Below are 19,031 nucleotides of genomic sequence, written 5' to 3'. Positions count from 1 at the left end.
CGTCGAAGCTGTTGATGGTCAACCAGTTCGGCATCAGCGTCGGCTTCTTCATGGTTCTCCCGTTTCTCGCGACCTATCTGCGCGGTGATCTCGGCTTCAGCGTTGCGTTCGTCGGAATCGTGCTGGGACTGCGGACTTTCAGTCAGCAGGGGCTGTTCCTGGTCGGTGGCACTCTCGCCGACCGGTGGGGGCCGCGGGCGACCATCATCACCGGATGCGCGCTGCGCGTGCTGGCCTTCGGGTTGTACGCGACGACGCGGAACGCGGCCGGAGTCATCGCTGCGACAGTGGCGATCGGGGTGGCGGGGGCCGTGTTCAGCCCCGCGATGCGGACCTACTTGATGCGTGAGTCCGAGACCGACAGAGCCGAAGTGTTCTCCGTGTTCAACGTGTTCCAGAACGCGGGTGCGCTCGTCGGACCGCTCCTCGGTGCGCTGTTGATCTCGGTGGACTTCCAGTTGATCGCGGCCATCGCGGGCGCGATCTTCGTCGTGTTGACCGTCGCACAGCTGGTGTCGTTGCCGAAGCTGCCACCTGTGGAGCATCCCGACACCGTGCTCGGCAGCTGGGGAGTCGTGTTCCGGAACAAACGATTCGTGTTGTTCACCCTCGGTGGCTGCGCGTACTTCTCGTTGTACAACCAGATGTACCTGGCACTTCCGATCGAAGCCGAGCGCGTCACCGCGAGCCCTCAGTCGGTGTCGGTGGTGTTCGTCGTGTCGACTCTCGTCGGGATCGGGTTGCAGATGCCGGTGACGACATGGGCGGGGCGTCGGATGAAGCCGGGGACCGCGGCCGCGTCGGGCATCGGGTTGATGGGTGTCGCGTTCCTCCCGGTCGCGATCAGCGCTCCGCTGATCGAGAGTGCGTCGACGGCCGGAGCCTATTCGGGGTGGATCGCGGTTCTCGCGCCCGTAGTGGTCACGACCGTGCTGTTCAGCCTCGGTATCGCCCTCGCGAATCCGTACATCATGGAACTATTGGGTGTCGTAGGGGAAGAACGGTTGTCCGGGACGTATTACGGATGGTTCTACCTGGCGTCGGCCGTCGCGTCGCTCGGTGTGGGCGCGATCGTCGGCAGGGCGCTCGACGCAGTCGAACCAGGTTGGCGTGCAACACCGTTCGTGTTCGTACTGCTCGTCGGGATCGCAGGATGGGCCGTCGTCGCCGGCATGACCAAGCGAGGACTGCTGACGGTGTCCGAGGACGAGGAACAACTGCAAGCGAAGGGGAGTTGACACAAGTCATGACACGAGTAGCGGTAGCAACAGCATTCGGTGGGCCCGACGTCGTGCGCATCGTCGACGAGGCGTTGGCGAAACCTGCGGCGGGACAGGTGCTCGTCGAGGTCAAAGCCATCGGCGTCAACCCGATCGATTACAAGGTCTACAGCGGAGCATTCGGCACGGACGCCTCGACGCTTCCGCGGCATCTCGGCAGTGAAGCGAGTGGCGTCGTGCTCGCGGTCGGAAACACCGCCACCGGACCTGCCGGTCCCATCTCCGTGGGTGACGAGGTCATCGTGTCGGGGGCGCAGGGGGTGTATGCGGAGAAGGTGTTGGTTCCGGCGGACGCAGTACTGCCGAAACCCGCCGAGTTGGACTGGGAGACCGCGGCCGGGCTCTTGGTCGTCGCGGGCACGTCGTACGACACGCTCGAGGTCGCGCATGTCGGCAAGGGCGACACCGTGCTGGTGCACGGCGCGGCGGGTGGCGTCGGATCGATCGTCGTTCAGCAAGCCATCGCACGTGGTGCGCGGGTCATCGGCACGGCGCGAGCAGTGAACCACGACGCGCTACGCGAGTACGGAGCCGAGCCCGTCGAATACGGCGACGGACTGCTCGACCGTGTGAAAGAGCTCGCGCCCGAGGGCATCGACGCGGCCATCGACACCGTCGGAACGGACGAGGCCGTCGACGTCTCGTTGGCGTTGGTGTCGGACGTCTCGCGCATCGTGACCATCGCAGCGTTCGAAAGGGCTGGTAAGGAAGGCTTTCCGTCCGTCGGCGGCAGCAACCCCGAGAGCGCTGAGCGACGTAAGAAGGCCCGGCTCGACCTGATCGACTCCGCGGCACGCGGAGACTTCAGCGTTCCGATCGCCAAGACCTTCCGGCTCGACGAGGCCGGTAAGGCGCACGAGGAACTGCAGTCGCAGCACCCGCGTGGGAAGTTCGTGTTGATCCCATGAACTAGGAATCATTGCGTGCGCGCGTTGGTTGGTCGTTCGGTGAGCAACAAATACTGGGTGCTGTTGGCGTCGGCGATCACTGTGGAAGTGGCCGCGTCGCTGTCGATGAAGGCAGCGGTCGACGCGCCGGGGTGGTACGCCGTCGTCGTCGCGGGTTACGGCGCGTCCTTCGTCTTTCTGTCGATGATCCTGCGCGGCGGTGCGCCGATCGGAAAGACGTACGGCATCTGGGCCGCGGCGGGTATCGCACTGACTGCCGTCCTCGGAGCCGTTCTGTTCGGTGAGTTGCTCACAGTGCCGATGGTCGCCGGGATCGTGCTCGTCATCGCAGGAGTGGTTCTCGTCGAGTTCGGGGCAGGGCGTGCAGGAGAGGTGCGCGCCTGATGTGGTTTCTGCTCATCGGTGCCATCGTCACCGAGGTGATCGCGACGCTGTCCCTCCGCGCATCGGAGGGTGGCCGCAAGAAGCTCTGGCTGATCCCGGTCGTCGTCGGATACGGGACTGCCTTCACGTTCCTGGCTCTGGCGCTGTCTGCCGGCATGGCCATCGGGGTCGCCTACGGCGTGTGGGCGGCCTCTGGCGTCGCCCTGACGGCCATCGCGGGCAAGATCCTGTTCAAGGAGCCGTTGACGGCCGTCATGGCGGCGGGAATCGCCCTCATCATCGGCGGAGTCCTGTTGATCGAGGGAGGCGCCGGTCACGTGTGAGTCAGGCGAGCACTGCTGCGTTTCGGTTCGCCGGTCGCGGCAGGCCGTAGTGCTCGCGCAGCGTCGAACCTGCGTATTCGGTACGGAACAGGCCACGCGCCTGCAGGATCGGCACCACCTCGTCCACGAACACCTCCAGGCCCGACGGCAGCGCGGGCGGCATGATGTTGAACCCGTCGGCCGCGTCGCCCAGGAACCATTCCTCGATCGCGTCGGCAACCTGCAACGGCGTGCCCGTGAAGGTGCGGTGGCCACGTCCGCCGCCGAGCCGACCGATCAGCTCGCGGACCGTGAGTGATTCCCGACGCGCCAGCTCGACGATCAGTGTGTAGCGGCTCTTGGCTTCCTCGATCGCGTCCTCGGCGAGCAGGTCGGCGGGCAGCTGCTGGTCCAGCGCCAGTGAAGATGGATCGACCTTGAGTGTCTTGGCGAGCTGCTGCAGCGCGTACTCGGGGACGATCAACCGATCGAGTTCGGCTTCGAGCGCCCGTGCCTCGGATTCGGTCGAACCGATGACGGGAACGATGCCCGGCAGGATCTTGATGTGGTCGGGGTCCCTACCGGCCTCGATGGTGCGTCGCTTGAGGTCCAGATAGAACTCTCGCGCATCCTCGATGGTCTGCTGCGCAGTGAACACCGCCTCGGCGTACTTCGACGCGAGCACCTTGCCGTCCTCCGACGAACCTGCTTGCACCAGAAGCGGATACCCCTGAATGGGGCGTGGCACGTTCAGCGGCCCACGCACACTGAAGTACTCACCCCGATGGTCGACGGTCCGGACACGGTTGTTGTCGCCCCACACGCCCGCGTCCTTGTCGGCGACGATCGCGTCGTCATCCCAACTGTCCCAGAGCTTCTGCGCGACGTCGACGAACTCGGCGGCCCTCGCATAACGGTCACCGTGATTCGGCAGCGTGTCGAGATTGAAGTTCTGTGCGGCGTCGAGACCTGCCGTGGTGACGATGTTCCACCCCGCGCGTCCGCCCGAGATGTGATCGAGCGACGCGAAAGCCCGTGCGAGATTGAACGGTTCGTTGTAGCTCGTCGTGGCAGTGGCGACCAGACCGATCTTCTCGGTGACCGTCGACACCGCCGTCAGGATCTGCAACGGCTCGAGATTGCCCGACGGCCGGCGCCCCACGTCGGCGACCAACTGAGGGCTGTCCGCGAAGAAGATCGAATCGAACTTCCCTTGTTCGGCGATCTGGGCCAGCCGTTGGTAGTGCTTGATATCGGTGCCGGCCAACGCGTTGGAGCGTTCGAGGCGCCACGAGGACTCGTGATGACCGGTCGTCATCAGGAACGCGTTGAAATGCAGAGATCGGGTCACGCTGATACTCCTTCGAATGCGCCGAGGGCCGTCAGTAGGGCCTCGCGTCGGTCGGTGAACTTCGGGTCCCCTTGTCGGCGAGGCGAATCGAGGTCGACCCGGCGATCGGACACGATGCGACCGGAGTCGAGGACCAGCACACGGTCGGCGAGTAGCAGGGCTTCGTCGACGTCGTGCGTGATGAACAGAACTGCGGGAGTGTGCTTGGCGCACAGTTCGCGCAGCAGGGCGTGCATGCGGATACGGGTGAGCGCGTCGAGCGCGCCGAACGGCTCGTCGGCGAGCAGAAGTTCCGGCTCCCGGACGAGAGACCGAGCCAGCGCGACGCGTTGCTGCTCGCCACCGGAAAGCTCTTTCGGCCAGGCCTTCTCGCGTCCGGCGAGTCCGACCTCGGCCAGGGCTGCCTTGCCGCGGTCGAGCGCATCGCGGCCGGGCAATCCCAGAACGACGTTGTCGAGAACCCGCGCCCACGGGAGCAGTCGGGAGTCCTGGAAGACCACCGATCGATTCTCCGGGACCTCCAGGTCGCCGGATCCGAGCACGTCGTAATCGAGTTCGGCGAGTGCCCGCAGCAGGGTGCTCTTGCCGGAACCGCTGCGGCCCAACAAAGCGACGAATTCGCCGCGAGCAATGTCGAGATCGAGAGAATCGAGTACGACGCGATCGCCGAACCCCCTCGTCAGCGCGCTTGCCCGGACTACTCTGCTGCCACTTTCTAGCCGCCCAGGGTCTGTCGCCATGACAGTGCCCTCCTCTCCACTCGTCGCACTGCGATGTCGCCCACGAGACCGAAGATCGCGTAGACGACGAGGCCGACGACGATGATGTCGATCTGGCCGTAGGTTCGAGCTTGCGTCATCAGATATCCGATGCCACTCGTCGCGTTGACCTGCTCGACGACGACCAAGGCCAACCACGAAATGGTCACTGCCATACGCAGTCCGGTGAAGAATCCGGGAAGCGCTCCAGGCAGCGCGATTTTGCGAACGAACTGCCAGCGCGACAGCCCGACCGTCTCGGCGAGTTCGACGTATCGACTGTCCACACCGCGCAACTGAGCGTGCGTGTTGATGTACACGGGGATCAGCACGCTCGTCGTGATCACGATGATCTTCATCGACTCGCCGATGCCGAACCACACGATGAACAGTGGGATCAGCGCGAGCGTCGGGATGGCACGCTTGATCTGAATCGGGCCGTCCAGCAGTGATTCTCCGAGCCGCGACAGCCCCGAGACCAGTGCGAGAACCACACCGATCACGACGCCGACGACGAGGGAGATCACGGCACGTTGCAGCGACGTGAGCAGATTGCTCTGCAGTCGGCCGTCCTCGATCAGGTCGCGGGCCGCCTCGACGATGGTCCACGGCGCGGGCAGGGTCTCGGAGTCGAGAACACCCGCCGCCGACGCCGCGATCCACGCGACGAGTAGCAGTACCGGCCCGATGGCCAGGCCGTACGGAATGGCCTTACCGGGACCGAGTCTGCGACGCTTCGTCTTTCGCTTCTTCAGCGCCGACGTCGGCGCCGTAGGTCTGGTGCGTGCCGGTGTCGTGGTCGCCATCAGCCTTCGCTCCTGGTGGTCGCGCCGCCCACTTCCTCGACGGTCGTGGTGCCGACGTCGGCGAATCGGAGATCGAACCCGTCGGAGGCTTCGACGGATTTCGGCAGTTCGCCCGCGTCGTCGATGACGTCGATCGTGTCCTGCTGGCGCTGGACGAGAGCGTCGTCGAGCGTCGGGAAGACGTACGGTCCGAGCGAATCGACGATTCGCTGGCCGTCTTCGGGCGTCAGACCCTGGTTCTCGACGTAGTAGCTCTGCAGCCACTGTTCCGGATTGTCGTTGGACCACTGCACTGCTCGCGTGAACGCTGTTATATACGCTTGTAGCGCTGCAGCTTTCGCTGGATCCTGGATCGCTTCACTGCGCGCGTACAGGTAGGACAGCCCGGTCGACGTTCCACCGGATTCGGATGTGTCGATGACCGTCGTACCCGGATTGTTCAGGAAGCGGGTCAGATTCGGCTCGTTCAGCGGCGCTACATCGACCTGACCGGTGCGGATGGCGTCGGGGAATTCGGACAGCTGCAACCGAGTCAGTTCGACGTCCTCGGTGCTCAGTCCTGCTTTCGCCAGCGCACGTAGAACGATTGCCTGCTGGGCCGTTCCTTCGGCATAGGCGATCTTCTTGCCCTTCAGATCTGCCAGTGTCGTGATGTCTCGATCGGCCGCAACGGCGAGGCGCGTGTTGTCCGGGTTGGATTGCGTCGAGTGGATGATCGGAACGTCCTGGCCTGCGATGAGAGCCTGGATCGGAGGAGTATCGCCGACGCGTGCGACATCGGCTGCACCAGCACGGAAGGCTTCGAGAATGGCAGGCCCGCCGACGAAGTTCGCGAACTCGTACTCGAACGGGAGCTTGTCCAGCTCACCCGATGCCTTCAGTACGGACTGCTGGAACTCCGACTGGTCCGCGATGACCAGCTTGGTGCCTGCGGGAATCTCGGTGGGCAGTGGAGCGTCGGATGCCAGGGCGTTGTCGGGGGTGTCGTCGGTGGCGCAGCCGGAGAGGGCGCCGACTGCGAGGAAGAGTGAAGCGACGGCTACTGCGGCCTTGCGAGTCGATCTTCGGCTTGCCAGGAATGTACGCATCGACCCAGCAAACCCCGGATGCGGCAAGCGCCACAACAGTTTGCGTTAGCGTGATTCGAAGTCGGGGCAGGGACCGACTACGCGCGCAACAGCTCGACCGCCAACGCGTCGTTGTGCCGGAAGAACCCCGCGTTGGTGCGAGGCCGCGGGAACGCCGACGACCACGTGTGTCCCGCCACCCAGGGGCCGACAGCGTAGCGGCTTTCGTGAACGGACCCGTCCGACTTGGTGATTCGCGAGCGACCGTCGACGGAGATCTTCGCAGCGCTTCGTTCGTTCGCACGGATCTCGACCATGTCGCCGCGTTCGTGCAGCGTGCGGAGCAGCGCGTCCCCGCTCGACTGGATCGACGCAACCGGCAACCGCGCGTCGACGAGTGTCCTCGCGGTGACCACCTCGGAATGCGCCGCGCTCTGGGCGACGAACAGGCCCGCGGTGGTGTCGGCGCTGAACGTCGTGTCCGGTCCGAGGAACCGAACGATGCCGCACGACGCGAGTGCCTTCAGCTGTTCGAGCCGCTGCGGGGGAGGCCCGCTGGCGATGAAACTGAAGAACGAGTGCAGCCACCCCTCGATGTCCGTGGCGACGGACTCCGCCGGAATTCGACCGCGGCGCAACAGTTCTCCGGTCGTCATGTAGACCGACAGCAGCGCATTGAACACGGCCGCGTCGCTGCTGTAATGGTGATCGGCGCGTCGTGCCAGGTCGGCGTCGATGTAGCCGACGATGCGCGTGGTCGCGTCGTCGATGCCGTCGTAGGTCTCGCCGGTCAGCGGACGGTCGAGACGCGCGAGGTCGATTCGGTCGTCGTCCTTCGGGACGAACTCTTCGACCAGCTCGATGGACTCCGCGGATCCCCATGCGAGGCCGTCGAATCGGGCTTCGAAGTCCGTCCAGGAACCCGTCGTACGATCGGGATGCGAGGCGAACAACTCGTAGAAATGCGCGCCCGCAATCTCTTTCGCTGCAATCGGCCAGATGTCGCGACGGAAGTCGAGCCTGCTGTCACCGGGGAACGCGTCTGCGGTGAAGTATTTCGGCAGTGGCGACCGTGCGGCGGCGATGTCGTAGCCGATCTTCGAGTGATACGGGACGCCGCGACGCGACCCCGCGTGGATGATCGGCTCGCGACCGGACGGCTCGTACGTCAGATCGCCGTCGGCGTTACGGGAGAAGATGCCGCCGCGGCTCTCGGCGAGCAGCACCATCCAGTCGATGAACGCGAGGCCGAGACCGGCCACGAGGATGGGTTCCCCGCCCGGCACGACGTCGGGATCCAGGTCGGCGGTGTAGCCGGGCCCGACGTACGTCAGATCGTGGGTCTCGGCGAACCTCTGGAGATAGGTTTCGGCGGCCGACGGAAGCGCGTCCGGATGGCCTTGCGCGAGGAGGACGGTGTCCACGTCGAGGGTCGAACCGTCGTCGAGGGTCAGTCGCTGCGACTCACCGTCACCGATGTCGACGACGGTTCGGCGATGTACCTGCACATCGGCAGGTGCGTCGGCAACGGACTGCGCGAACACCCATTCCAGGTAGCGACTCTGCAGAGTGCGTGACGCGAACGAGCTACTGGTGAACGTCTCGAGTTCGGCGGCGAGCTCCTGGTCCTGCCGCAACGTGTCGATGTTGCCGAGAACCCACTCGGCCAGCGTCGGTCCGGGCCTGATCGGGCCGTCGACCAGCGTTGTCTCGTCCGTGAACATGGTGACGTCGGCGGCGACGGAATTCATCCACAGCAGAGGTGGCTGGCTGCCGCGCCAGATCCGGCCTGCGCCTGCGGGGAACGGGTCGAACACGTGAATCGACACGGCATCGTCGGTGTCGCGCTCGCTCAGGTGGGCGAGGAGGCGTTCGAGCACACCCGTTCCGCGAGGGCCGCCGCCGACGATCGCGATGCGGTGCTGTGGGGTGCTGCTCATTCCTCGTGCCTCCATCGAACCTGGCGGAAGCACCCGCACCTACTTGCGTCGGGGGTTGCTGCGGCGTCGCTGAGCCAGGACTCTCGGCCGCTCTGGATGGTTGAGGTGACAATAACCGTCACCGTGCGGTTGGGCCACACAGGGGGTCAACGCAGAATCACGATGATTCTATTTCTTCTGCTCGTCGCGAAACCTTCGTACGCTGCGGACACAGGCTTCGACCGTGCGTACAGCCCCACGCCGCGGTGCCTCCCTTTTCCGTGCGCAAGACCGAGGTGTTTTCGACGTATGACGCTGCAGCTCGACAGAACCGAGAAGGATGTTTCGGTCACCCGACCGCCCGACGAGGTCGGTTCGTCCGGCCTGCCGCGACGCCTGATTCGCCTCGCGCGGCAGTCGTCGGGACTCGTCGCGATCCTCGTTCTGTGGCAGCTCGGTGCGCGCGGCTGGCTGGGGACGACGACGCCTGCGCCGTCCGAAGTTCTCGAGGCCGGGTGGGATCTGATCAAGACGGGCGAGCTGTGGCAGCACCTGCTGGCGTCGACCAGGCGGGTTGTCATCGGTTTGTCGATCGGCATCGCGATCGGCCTCGTACTGGGCGCGGCGGCTGGACTGCTGCGCGTCGCCGAGGACATCGTGAACGCTCCGATCCAGGTGCTGCGCATGATGCCTGCGCTCGCATTGGTGCCGGTCTTCATCATCTGGTTCGGCATCGGTGACTCGTTCAAGATCGCGCTGATCATCGTCGCGCCGATCTTCCCGATCTATCTGAACGTGCTGGCGGGGATTCGAAGTGTGGATCGCCGGCTCGTCGAGGCAGCACAATCGCTCGGACTCGGACGGTTCGAACTGGTGCGCCGCATCGTCCTGCCCGCGGCGCTGCCGCAGATCTTCGTCGGGCTTCGGCAGGCTCTCGGTATCGGATGGCTGGCGCTGGTCGTCGCCGAAATGCAGACGACGCCCGTCGGCCTCGGCTTCCTGATGAACGACGCCAAGGAGTTCCTGCGTACCGATCAGATCTTCCTCGTGCTGGTCATCTACGCGATTTCCGGCTTGCTGACCGACGTGTTCGTGCGCATTCTCGAGCACCGATTCCTGTCGTGGCGAACCGGATTCGAGGGGCAATGACGACATCGATCAGAGAACACCGGGGCGTGCACGTCGCGGGCGCCGGCCGCGCGTTCGACGGCAAAGTCGTGCTCGACGGCGTCGACCTCGACATCAGGCCAGGAGAATTCGTCGCGCTTCTCGGTGCGAGTGGGTCGGGCAAGAGCACGCTGCTCCGCGCGATCGGTGGCCTGGACTCGGGATTCACGGGCACACTCGACGTCGCGGAGTCCCGAGCGATCGTCTTCCAGGAACACCGCCTGATGCCGTGGCTGAACGTGTGGCGCAATGTCGTTCTGGGCGTGAAGGGTTCGGACCTCCGACGTCGTGCACTCGACGCGCTCACCGAGGTCGGTCTCGAATCCAAGGCCGAGGTGTGGCCGTCGACCCTGTCGGGTGGTGAATCGCAGCGAGTTGCGTTGGCACGAGCTCTGGTTCGGACGCCGGATGTGCTGTTGCTCGACGAACCGTTCGGCGCACTCGACGCGTTGACACGGCTGAAGGCGCAGGCACTCGTCGCGCAGCTGTGGCAGCAGCATCGTCCGTCGGTGCTGCTCGTCACGCACGACGTCGAGGAGGCACTTCTTCTCGCCGATCGCGCGTTGCTGTTGCGAGCCGGGCGAATTGCCGAGGAGGTCGTCGTCGACGCACCGCGTCCACGATCCGTGCTGACGCCCGAGCATGCTGCATTGCGCAAGAGATTGCTGACAGGCCTCGGTGTCGATGCCGAGGCCCCGACTGGACACGCGAGGAGTTCACAGTGACCGATGTACTCGACCTCACCGCCGACGTGATCGTGATCGGGGGAGGACCCGCGGGTACGTGGGCCGCGTTGCGGGCGGCGCAAGCGGGCGCCGACGTCGTGCTCGTCGACAAGGGATACTGCGGAACGTCCGGCGCTACGGCACCGTCGGGTACCGGGGTCTGGTACGTGGATCCGGCTCGGAGCGAGCGGGACAAAGCCAAGGCGAGCCGCGAGACATTGGGTGGTCATCTGGCCGATCACCACTGGATGGATCGAGTGCTCGACCAGACCTACGAGAACATGGATCTCCTCGCGACCGAGGGTAGGTATCCGTTCCCGGTCGACGAGAAGTCGGGCCGCCAGATCCGAACGGGCCTGCAGGGACCGGAATACATGCGACGCATGCGGGCGTGGGTGTCACGTCGTGGTGTTCGCATCCTCGATCACTCACCGGCACTGGAACTTCTCGTCGATGCCGATGGGCAGGTGCGCGGGGTCGCGGGTTGGCAGCGACAGGAGGACCGCGACTATCGGGTGTCGGCCGGAGCGGTCGTCATCGCCAGCGGCGGCTGTGCGTTCCTGTCGAAAGCGTTGGGCACCAACGTCGACACCGGCGACGGCGCGTTGATGGCAGCCGAGGTGGGTGCGCAGTTCTCCGGCATGGAATTCTCCAACGCGTATGCGCTCGTTCCCGAGAACTCGACGATCACGAAGACGGCGTACTACGGCTACGCGACGTTCTTCCGTGCCGACGGCTCCGTCATCGACGGCGCAGGCTCGACCAAGGGACGTTCGGTGATTGCCCGAACCTTGTTGCAGGAGAGAGTATTCGCGCAGCTGGATCGTGCAGACGAGACGGTGCAGCGCCAGATGCGACTCGGCCAACCCAACTTCTTCCTGCAGTTCGACCGTCGCGGCATCGATCCGTTCACCGATCGATTCCCGGTCACGTTGCTGGCAGAGGGAACCGTACGGGGTACCGGCGGAATCGAACTCGTCGACGACACATGTGCGACGGGGGTCCCCGGTCTGTTCGCCGCGGGTGACGCTGCGACGCGCGAGCGCATCTGCGGCGGCTTCACCGGTGGTGGCAGCCACAATTCCGCGTGGGCGATGTCGTCGGGGACATGGGCCGGGACGGCCGCTGCGCGCTTCGCTCGGACGTCCGGGATCGTGCCAGCCCCTGAACTGCGCGGTGCGGGCGGCGCGGGTCTGCGACCGACACGGTCGTTCGCACTCGACCATGCCGAGGTGCTGCAGATCGCCCAGTCCGAGCTCGTCCCGTACGAGAAGAATTTCCTGCGCGAGGGCGAACGACTGCGGGAGGCTCTCAGTGGACTCGAAAGCCTCTGGTACGACGGTGTTTCCGGACTCCGGGGCTCCGACGGTGAATCGCGGTTGCGCTCTCGTCAGTCTGCTGCGATCACGGCTGTCGGGCGCTGGATGTATCACTCGGCGCTCGCGAGGACCGAATCGCGCGGGATGAGCAAGCGCGAGGATTACCCGGGTCTCGACGACGCACAGCACCACCACATTCTCAGCGGCGGCCTCGACTACGTGTGGACCCGTCCCGGCGCGCTGAAAGCCGTCGACCACAACGAAGTACGGGAGGCCTCGTGATCGAACTCGTCCTCGCCGACGCGTGCATCGGCTGCGACAAGTGCGTCGACGTGTGCCCGACCAACGTGTTCGACCGGACCGAATCGGGTCTACCGGAGATCGCCCGCCAGTCCGACTGTCAGACGTGCTTCATGTGCGAGGCCTACTGCCCGGTCGACGCGTTGTACGTCGACCCGCAGTCGATCCCGTTGGCCGCCGACCACGAGGTGCCGAGCGACCAGATCGGCCGCTACCGCGAAAAGATCGGCTGGGGCAAGGGGCGTGCTGCGGGCACGTTGACAGCGGTGGGACCTCCTCTGCCGCACGGTGATCCACCACCCCGATTGAACACGAACAGAAAGATTCTTCAGAAGTGAAAAACACCTTCGGTGCCGTACTCGTCGCCGCATCGGCTGCGCTGGCACTCGTCGTGTCGGGATGTAGTTCCGACGATGCAGGTTCGGCGACGCGAGCCGAGATCAAGACACTGCGTATCGGCACGATCGGGTCGGGCAACACGCTGTCCGGTCCACTCGGCTTCGCGCACTCGCAGGACAAGTTGGTGCCTGCCCTGGCCGATCTCGGTGTCGAGAACGTCGAGATCTTCAGTTTCCCGAACGGCCCCGACCTCAACCAGGCGCTCGTCGCCGGCGAGCTCGACGTCGCGAACTACGGAGACACACCCGCACTCGTCGCGAAGGGGAGCGGCCTCGATACGCGTCTGCTCGCGGTGACGGCATTCGACAACAATGCAGGCGTCGTCGCGAAGGATCCGGCGATCACGTCGCTTCGTGATCTGCAAGGCAGGAAGATCGGTGTGCCGTCGGGTTCGTACATCGACCGGTACCTGCAGGGTGCATTGCAGGAGGAAGGGATCACCGCAGAGTTGATCCACCTGTATCCGGCCGATCAGGAGGCACCGCTGAACTCCGGCGAGATCGACGCGGCGGCGCTGCCCGACGTCAACCCGTCGGCGTCTCTGCATGCGTTCCTGGCCAAGGGCTTTCACCAGGTCGACTCGGTGTACGACGACCACCGCGACCTCGCCGGTACGAGCGCGTCGGTGAGCAGCAACCAGTTCTTGGAGACCAACCCGGACTTCGGCGCGGCATGGCAGCAGCTTCTGGCGTCGTCGGCGACGTACGCGAAGGAGAACTGGGACGATTACCTCGCGTACGAGATCAGTCAGTCCAACTTCTCACCCGACATCGTCCGCGGGGCCGCCAACCCCGATTCCATTGCCGAGGAACCCTTTCCGGCCAAGGCCGTCGAGCTGTTGACCGGTACCAAGCAGTTCCTGGTGGACAAGGGCAACATTCGGGAAGACTTCGATCTGACGGAATGGTTCTATCAGCCGGACGCCGAAGGGGAGGCGTAATCGATGACGAGCCGTCGTCGCACGCTGAAGACGGTCACCGGCGTCAGCGGTGGTCTCGACATCTACGACTTGGCCGTCGATCCGACGCAGTCGACGCTGGCGTCGTCGATCGAGATCGCGAACATCGCGGAGGCCAACAAGATCGACGCTCTGTTCGCCGCCGATCTGTTGAGCTTCGGAGCACAGGGAGCCATCGGCGCGCAGGAACCGTTGATCTATCTGGCGGCGCTGGCAGCGGTCACGAAGCACGTCGGGCTCATTGCTACGGTCACGACGACGTTTCATCATCCGTACAACCTTGCGAGGTTGTTCGGCACGCTCGATCACGTCAGCAACGGGCGAGCCGCGTGGAATGCCGTGACGTCGTCGCTCGGTGAGGAGAACTACGGCGATCAGGATCTGCCGAGCCCCGAGGAGCGGTACGCGAGTGCCACCGAGTCGCTCGAAGTCGTGCACGCGTTGTTCGACAGTTGGAAACCCGGTGCCCTGACGCCCGGGCCCGGCGGTGCCGTTCTCGATGCGTCGCTCGTGCAGCCCATCGACTACCGCGGCAAGTACTACACAGTACAAGGGCCGCTGAACATTCCGTCGCTGCCGCAGGGTCGTCCGGTGCAGTTCCAAGCGGGGCAATCTGCCGGCGGGATCGAACTGGGAGCTCGGTTCGCCGAGGTGGTGTTCACCTCGCTCGCGACGCTCGACGACGCGGTGACGTACACGAAGGCGATCCGTTCTCGTGCAGCAGAATTGGGTCGCGGCGACGAACTGCCGCTGATCTTCAGTTCGTTCCACGCAACCTACGGCGCGTCGGAGGCCGAGGTGAAGACGTTGGTGAAGGAACGTGACGAGGCAACCGACTTCGTTGCCGGTCGCGCCAGGCTCGCGGACATGCTCGGCGGTGCGATCGACTTGTCGGAACTGCCGCTGGACAAACCGATTCCGCTGGACTTGCTGCCCGATCCCAAGACCGTGAATCGCCGACGCGGCCGCGTCGAGATATTCGGAAAGCTCGCTGCAGGTGGAAAGACGCTGCGCGAGTTGATCATCGCGTCGAAGGACACCGGACACTGGGCTCTCGCTGGTACACCCGAGCAACTCGCCGACGCCATTCAAGAGCGTTACGACGCAGGAGTGCTCGACGTCATCTCCATCGGCGGTCTCGGCGATCCGCGGACACGGGACTTCGCGCTGAACGGGTTGCTTCCTGAGCTGAGGCGTCGTGGAATCGTCGGAAACGATTATGTGGGAAACACTTTCAGGGAAAATCTCGAGCTGGTCTGACGAGTCCGATGGGGGAACGCATGCGTAGGTGGGTACCGGTGGCGTCGGCTGCCGTCGTCGTAACGGGGATCCTGTCCGCGCAGCTGGCCACGAACGACCCCGAGGCGCGTAAGGAGCTGCTCCAGCGTGCACAGCAGCTCGTGGCCGACAACGGTTTGCTGATCCCGACGATCGAGCTGTCCCAGGCCATCGGTGCGGGACCCGGCGTGCACGACCTCGAGTTCGAGGCGTCGGCTCGCCTGCAGTTCTTCGACACGTGGGTGGGGTAAGAATCAGCGTGATTCGAAGGGTGTCGGCGTCGGTCCGGGGCGTCTAGGTTGCTGGGTATGGCATGGCTGAAACGGATCTTCGACTTGAGCTGGTTCGACGATCACGCCGAGTGCGGCGCGGGGTGTGCGCGTGCGGCGGAAGAGTTGTCCGTTCACGGCTGATGTTCTTGTGGCCGTTGGAATTAGGCTGATTTCAACTCTTCTCGGACCGGGTGTCCGGTTCTAGCGTCGAGTCATGACAGCCACTCTGAGTTACCAAGTCCATCGTGCCGGCCCGCTGTTCGGTGCGGAAATCTCCGACATCGACCTGACGCAGCCGGTCGACGACGAGACCCGCGCTTCGCTTCGTCGGGAGTTCGACGAGCACAAGGTCCTCGTGTTCCGAGGGGCGAACCTGTCGCCCGCTCAGCAGGTCGAGGCGGTGCGCATCTTCGACGAGCCGTTCGATCATCCGACGGCGATCCGACACGACGAACACCCGCTCGTCTACCCCTACAACGTGCAGAGCACTGGCAAGGCCAGCTCATGGCACATCGGTGGCGTCTGGCGCACTCCGCCGTTCTCGATCGAATCGCTTGTGTACGAGGAGGTCTCGGAACTCGGCGGCCACACCCTATGGGCGGATCTCCAGGCGGCGTACGACGACCTGTCCGAGCCGGTGAAAGTGCTGCTCGACGGCGTCAGTGCCGTGTACGACTCCAATGCCGTCCACTACGCACAGGGTGCCGAGCGCGGCGAGGTGAAGCAGACCGTTGCGCACCCCGTCGTACGGCAGGACCGAAACGGGCGCAAGGGCTTGTTCATCAGCACTGGCGCCCGCCACCTCGAGGGCGTGACGGCGGGCGAGAGCAAGGCATTGCTGCCGTTCCTCCTCGAACACGCGTCGTCACCGAACTACACCATCCGATTCGGCTGGAGTGCGGGCGATTTCGTTCTGTGGAACAACCTGGCCACCTGGCACTACGCGATCGACGACTACGGCGTCGGGCCTCGGAGGTACCGCAAGGTGTTGGCCGCGGCGCCGGAGGTCTAGGTCCCGGCGTGACAGGTGCTCACCGATCTGCCAGGTGCACGGCAATTCGCTAGCCAATCCGCGTGCACCTGGCGATCTGGTGAGCGCCTGCGCGGATCAGATATCCCGATCGTTGTTGTCGAAGACGAATGTTGCTGATTCTTTCGGAGACACTTCGTCCACGTAGCGCCTGCACGCTGCGTGATAGCGCACATCGAATGCCTGGGCAGCCTTGCTCGGTCCGCCGAGGCGTTCGGCATCTCTCGCTACGCCTCGGGCGCGTGCTACCTCGAAGTCGGTGTCGACAAAAATGGTGATGTCCCAATGCGTGTTCGTGGGCGCGCGCTGCAGGAAAGTGCCGTCGACGACGAGCACCGTGCCCGCTGCTACTGAACTGGGCGGATTGTCGACCGGAACGTCCGAAGCCAAATCGATTATGGCTGAAGTGTATTCGCTCGATCCCGCCGGACCCAGGGGCACGAGTACCCGATCGATCAGCGACTGGAAGTCGTAGGCGTCCTCGTAGTAACCGTCGGCGGACTGCCGACCCTGGCGGTAACGCCGGGCCCGAGGATGATGGAAACCGTCCATTGTCAGGTGTACCGCAGGCCGGTCACGCGTTCGTATCGCCACTGTCAACTCCTGTGCGAGAGTCGATTTACCCGACGCGGTGATGCCGTCCACCGCTACCCGCGTAGCGTGACTCAGGTCGAGGGCACACACGTGCTGCGCGATCCGGCCGATGATCTGTGCGCGGGCGTCGCTCATGTTTCACTCCATAGTCGTGAGTAAAATTCGAATCTGTCGCGGTCGAGTTCGATGCCGTAGCCGGCGAGGACGTCGTCGGTGTAGGTGCGACCGTAGTTCCATTCGGTACTCATGATTGCAGGTGCGAGGTCTGCCCAGCGGTCCGCGAGACCCATCCGGCCGAGGTCGACGTGGCCGGTGACGGTGCCAGCGGCGTCGAGCAGGGTGTTGGGGGCGCACGCGTCACCGTGGCAGACGACGAGATCGAGGTCGAAGGGACGTGTGCCGACTTCGGGTGAAAGACCCTGTTGCCGTGCATGGTCGAGGCGACGTTCGATGGACCAGTCGAACGGGCAACGGTCGGTTGGGATCGAATCGTGAAACGCTCGCAGTCCGAGGCCGATCGCGTGGGCAGCTTCCTCCGGCCTCGAGACCCAGCGTTCGTCGACTGCGTTCGTGCCGGGCAACGCGCGTGTGGCGAGCCACTGCCCATTGGTGTCCGAACCATGCCCCAGGACCTCGGGAACGCGAACGTACGTGCTTGCCCAGGTGAGCTTTTCGGCTTCCTCGGCCAGGTCGACGTCGGAATTCGCTGGTGACCACTTGACATAGAGCTCGTCCGACGTGCCTTCCAGACGGAACGTGGTGCCGCCGATCTCGTTACGCCAGACGGCTGCGATGCTGCGTTCGCCGGCGAGCTGCCGGACCGCGGGCGGGGGAGTGGTTCGTGGGTCCGGCCGGGTCATGCTCGTCATCGAACCACGCGGGGCGAGGCGGCGCATCGAGGTGCTGACGCACGATCGGGCTTGCGTCGGCAGGCTCGCGCGATTGTTCGCATCACAAGAGTTTCTGCGAAGAATTCCGTCGAACGCCGCAGATATCGATGACCGCCACGAATAACCTCCCCGTTTTGGGATCCGAACCTTCTGCAGAGGGTTCGGATCCCAAATCGGGGAGGTTATTTACCCAGCCGATCCGCGAAGCTACTTCGTTCGCGCAACGAATCCGTGTGCAAATCAGGTGATTTCAACCCTTGACGAATGCCGGGCGAGTGTCTTCCATTGATCGGGTGCACACCAACCGCCCGTCGTGTCCGAGTCCGATCTGACCCAACCCCGGAATCGGCTCTCACTCAGCGGAGAAAGATGTGAAGACACTCATCCTCATCGGGCTGGTCGGGCTGGCGGCCCAACTGGTCGACGGTGCTCTCGGTATGGCATACGGCGTCACGACGACGACGCTTCTGCTCGCCATCGGCACCAATCCCGCCACGGCGTCGGCGACGGTCCACTTGGCGGAGATCGGCACGACGTTCATCTCGGGCCTGTCCCATTGGAAGTTCGGCAACGTCGACTGGAAGGTCGTCCGTCGGATCGCGCTTCCCGGCGCGGTCGGTGCGTTCGCAGGTGCGACGGTGCTGTCCAACCTGTCCACCGAGAGCGCAGCGCCGGTCATGGCGATCATCCTGCTGGTACTCGGCCTGTACATCCTGATTCGGTTCACTGTCCAGGGAATCCCTCGTGGCCACCTGGGTAAACCGTTGCGTAAGCGGTTCCTGGCCCCGCTCGGGTTGGTGGCCGGTTTCGTCGACGCGACGGGCGGCGGTGGTTGGGGCCCTGTCGGCACGCCTGCGATCCTCGCGAGCGGCCGACTGGAACCACGCAAGGTCATCGGATCGATCGACACCAGCGAGTTCGTGATCGCCCTCGCGGCGAGCCTCGGCTTCCTGTTCAGCCTCGGTTCGCAAGGCATCAACGTGGGCTGGGTGCTGGCGATTCTGGGGGGCGGCGTCATCGCGGCACCGCTGGCAGCGTGGCTGGTCCGTCACGTGCCCCCACGGCTGTTGGGAGCGTCGGTGGGCGGCATCATCGTGCTGACCAACACCCGCAGCCTGTTCCGCAGCGGCTGGTTCGAGCTGAGCGGTGGTCTGCAGGCAGCGGCGTACGTGACGATCGTCGTGGCCTGGGCCGGCTGCTTCGCGTTCTCCCTGAAGGCCTACCTGGCCGACCGAGAGAACGAGTCCGCCGACAAGATCTCCGAGGAGGCGAAGAACAATGCAGTTGCTGTCTAGAGCGAAGACCTTGGTAGCGGGACTGGGGT

At 64.7% G+C, this 19,031-nt stretch carries 19 protein-coding genes, 1 pseudogene and 1 riboswitch; of the genes and pseudogenes, 13 read left to right on the top strand and 7 right to left on the bottom strand.

Annotated features, from left to right (window positions below; translation table 11 throughout):
- The first annotated feature begins 14 nt into the window (after positions 1-14).
- From CHB96_RS08630 to CHB96_RS08615, 4 genes are read left to right on the top strand one after another with little or no spacing between them, the layout of a single operon-like run.
- Complete coding sequence (locus CHB96_RS08630) at positions 15-1,238, top strand: MFS transporter (protein ID WP_176444209.1); 1,224 nt, start codon at positions 15-17, stop codon at positions 1,236-1,238.
- A gap of 8 nt (positions 1,239-1,246) precedes the next feature.
- Positions 1,247-2,188, top strand: a complete 942-nt coding sequence (locus CHB96_RS08625; protein ID WP_089245096.1) for an NADP-dependent oxidoreductase — start codon at positions 1,247-1,249, stop codon at positions 2,186-2,188.
- A gap of 24 nt (positions 2,189-2,212) precedes the next feature.
- Positions 2,213-2,572, top strand: a complete 360-nt coding sequence (locus tag CHB96_RS08620) for a DMT family transporter (RefSeq protein WP_089245458.1) — start codon at positions 2,213-2,215, stop codon at positions 2,570-2,572.
- The gene (locus CHB96_RS08615) at positions 2,572-2,895 is read left to right on the top strand and encodes a DMT family transporter (RefSeq protein ID WP_089245094.1); all 324 of its coding nucleotides are present in this window, start codon (positions 2,572-2,574) and stop codon (positions 2,893-2,895) included. The genes CHB96_RS08620 and CHB96_RS08615 overlap by 1 nt, the downstream gene beginning before the upstream one ends.
- A 1-nt stretch (position 2,896) precedes the next feature.
- Here CHB96_RS08615 and CHB96_RS08610 read toward each other — a convergent pair whose 3' ends face one another.
- From CHB96_RS08610 to CHB96_RS08590, 5 genes are all read right to left on the bottom strand, one after another.
- Positions 2,897-4,225, bottom strand: coding sequence for an LLM class flavin-dependent oxidoreductase (locus CHB96_RS08610; protein ID WP_089245092.1), 1,329 nt, complete (start codon positions 4,223-4,225; stop codon positions 2,897-2,899).
- Positions 4,222-4,965, bottom strand: coding sequence for an ABC transporter ATP-binding protein (locus tag CHB96_RS08605; protein ID WP_089245089.1), 744 nt, complete (start codon positions 4,963-4,965; stop codon positions 4,222-4,224). The genes CHB96_RS08610 and CHB96_RS08605 overlap by 4 nt, the downstream gene beginning before the upstream one ends.
- Complete coding sequence (locus tag CHB96_RS08600; RefSeq protein ID WP_089245087.1) at positions 4,941-5,789, bottom strand: ABC transporter permease; 849 nt, start codon at positions 5,787-5,789, stop codon at positions 4,941-4,943. The genes CHB96_RS08605 and CHB96_RS08600 overlap by 25 nt, the downstream gene beginning before the upstream one ends.
- On the bottom strand, positions 5,789-6,877 hold the full coding sequence (locus CHB96_RS08595; protein ID WP_089245456.1) for an ABC transporter substrate-binding protein: 1,089 nt from the start codon (positions 6,875-6,877) through the stop codon (positions 5,789-5,791). Before CHB96_RS08595 ends, CHB96_RS08600 begins: the two co-directional genes overlap by 1 nt.
- A gap of 77 nt (positions 6,878-6,954) precedes the next feature.
- Positions 6,955-8,796, bottom strand: a complete 1,842-nt coding sequence (locus CHB96_RS08590; RefSeq protein ID WP_089245085.1) for an FAD/NAD(P)-binding protein — start codon at positions 8,794-8,796, stop codon at positions 6,955-6,957.
- An 8-nt stretch (positions 8,797-8,804) separates the two neighbouring features.
- A riboswitch (SAM riboswitch) is annotated at positions 8,805-8,899 on the bottom strand.
- Positions 8,900-9,084: 185 nt separating this feature from the next.
- Here CHB96_RS08590 and CHB96_RS08585 point away from each other — a divergent pair.
- The 8 genes and pseudogenes from CHB96_RS08585 to CHB96_RS08550 all read left to right on the top strand — a co-directional run bounded on the left by CHB96_RS08585 (position 9,085) and on the right by CHB96_RS08550 (position 16,205).
- Entirely contained in the window at positions 9,085-9,924 is an 840-nt protein-coding gene (locus tag CHB96_RS08585; RefSeq protein ID WP_089245083.1) for an ABC transporter permease, read from the top strand.
- Complete coding sequence (locus CHB96_RS08580) at positions 9,921-10,667, top strand: ABC transporter ATP-binding protein (protein WP_089245081.1); 747 nt, start codon at positions 9,921-9,923, stop codon at positions 10,665-10,667. The genes CHB96_RS08585 and CHB96_RS08580 overlap by 4 nt, the downstream gene beginning before the upstream one ends.
- Positions 10,664-12,268: an FAD-dependent oxidoreductase gene (locus CHB96_RS08575; RefSeq protein ID WP_089245079.1), complete on the top strand. Its 1,605-nt coding sequence runs from the start codon at positions 10,664-10,666 to the stop codon at positions 12,266-12,268. Before CHB96_RS08580 ends, CHB96_RS08575 begins: the two co-directional genes overlap by 4 nt.
- Positions 12,265-12,624 carry a 4Fe-4S dicluster domain-containing protein gene (locus tag CHB96_RS08570; protein ID WP_089245077.1) on the top strand — a complete coding sequence of 120 codons (360 nt, stop codon included), beginning with the start codon at positions 12,265-12,267 and terminating at the stop codon, positions 12,622-12,624. Before CHB96_RS08575 ends, CHB96_RS08570 begins: the two co-directional genes overlap by 4 nt.
- Positions 12,621-13,625 (top strand): ABC transporter substrate-binding protein, encoded by a 1,005-nt coding sequence (locus tag CHB96_RS08565; RefSeq protein WP_245865360.1) that lies wholly within the window; start codon positions 12,621-12,623, stop codon positions 13,623-13,625. Before CHB96_RS08570 ends, CHB96_RS08565 begins: the two co-directional genes overlap by 4 nt.
- A gap of 3 nt (positions 13,626-13,628) precedes the next feature.
- Positions 13,629-14,903, top strand: coding sequence for an NtaA/DmoA family FMN-dependent monooxygenase (locus CHB96_RS08560; RefSeq protein WP_089245073.1), 1,275 nt, complete (start codon positions 13,629-13,631; stop codon positions 14,901-14,903).
- Between the two features lie 68 nt (positions 14,904-14,971).
- Positions 14,972-15,172 (top strand): annotated as a pseudogene (locus tag CHB96_RS08555) (ABC transporter substrate-binding protein); the annotation flags it as partial.
- A 235-nt stretch (positions 15,173-15,407) separates the two neighbouring features.
- Entirely contained in the window at positions 15,408-16,205 is a 798-nt protein-coding gene (locus CHB96_RS08550) for a TauD/TfdA dioxygenase family protein (RefSeq protein WP_089245071.1), read from the top strand.
- Between the two features lie 96 nt (positions 16,206-16,301).
- On the opposite strand, the gene CHB96_RS08545 is transcribed toward CHB96_RS08550, so the two are convergent.
- Positions 16,302-16,952 carry a nucleoside/nucleotide kinase family protein gene (locus tag CHB96_RS08545; RefSeq protein WP_089245069.1) on the bottom strand — a complete coding sequence of 217 codons (651 nt, stop codon included), beginning with the start codon at positions 16,950-16,952 and terminating at the stop codon, positions 16,302-16,304.
- Entirely contained in the window at positions 16,949-17,677 is a 729-nt protein-coding gene (locus tag CHB96_RS08540; protein ID WP_089245067.1) for an aminoglycoside 3'-phosphotransferase, read from the bottom strand. The genes CHB96_RS08545 and CHB96_RS08540 overlap by 4 nt, the downstream gene beginning before the upstream one ends.
- 401 nt (positions 17,678-18,078) lie before the next feature.
- Here CHB96_RS08540 and CHB96_RS08535 point away from each other — a divergent pair, with 401 nt between their 5' ends.
- Positions 18,079-19,002, top strand: coding sequence for a sulfite exporter TauE/SafE family protein (locus CHB96_RS08535; protein ID WP_089245065.1), 924 nt, complete (start codon positions 18,079-18,081; stop codon positions 19,000-19,002).
- Positions 19,003-19,031: the final 29 nt, after the last annotated feature.

The organism is Rhodococcoides kyotonense (genome assembly GCF_900188125.1).
Taxonomy (GTDB): Bacteria; Actinomycetota; Actinomycetes; order Mycobacteriales; family Mycobacteriaceae; genus Rhodococcoides; species Rhodococcoides kyotonense.
This window is presented reverse-complemented; position numbering and strand designations above follow the sequence as displayed.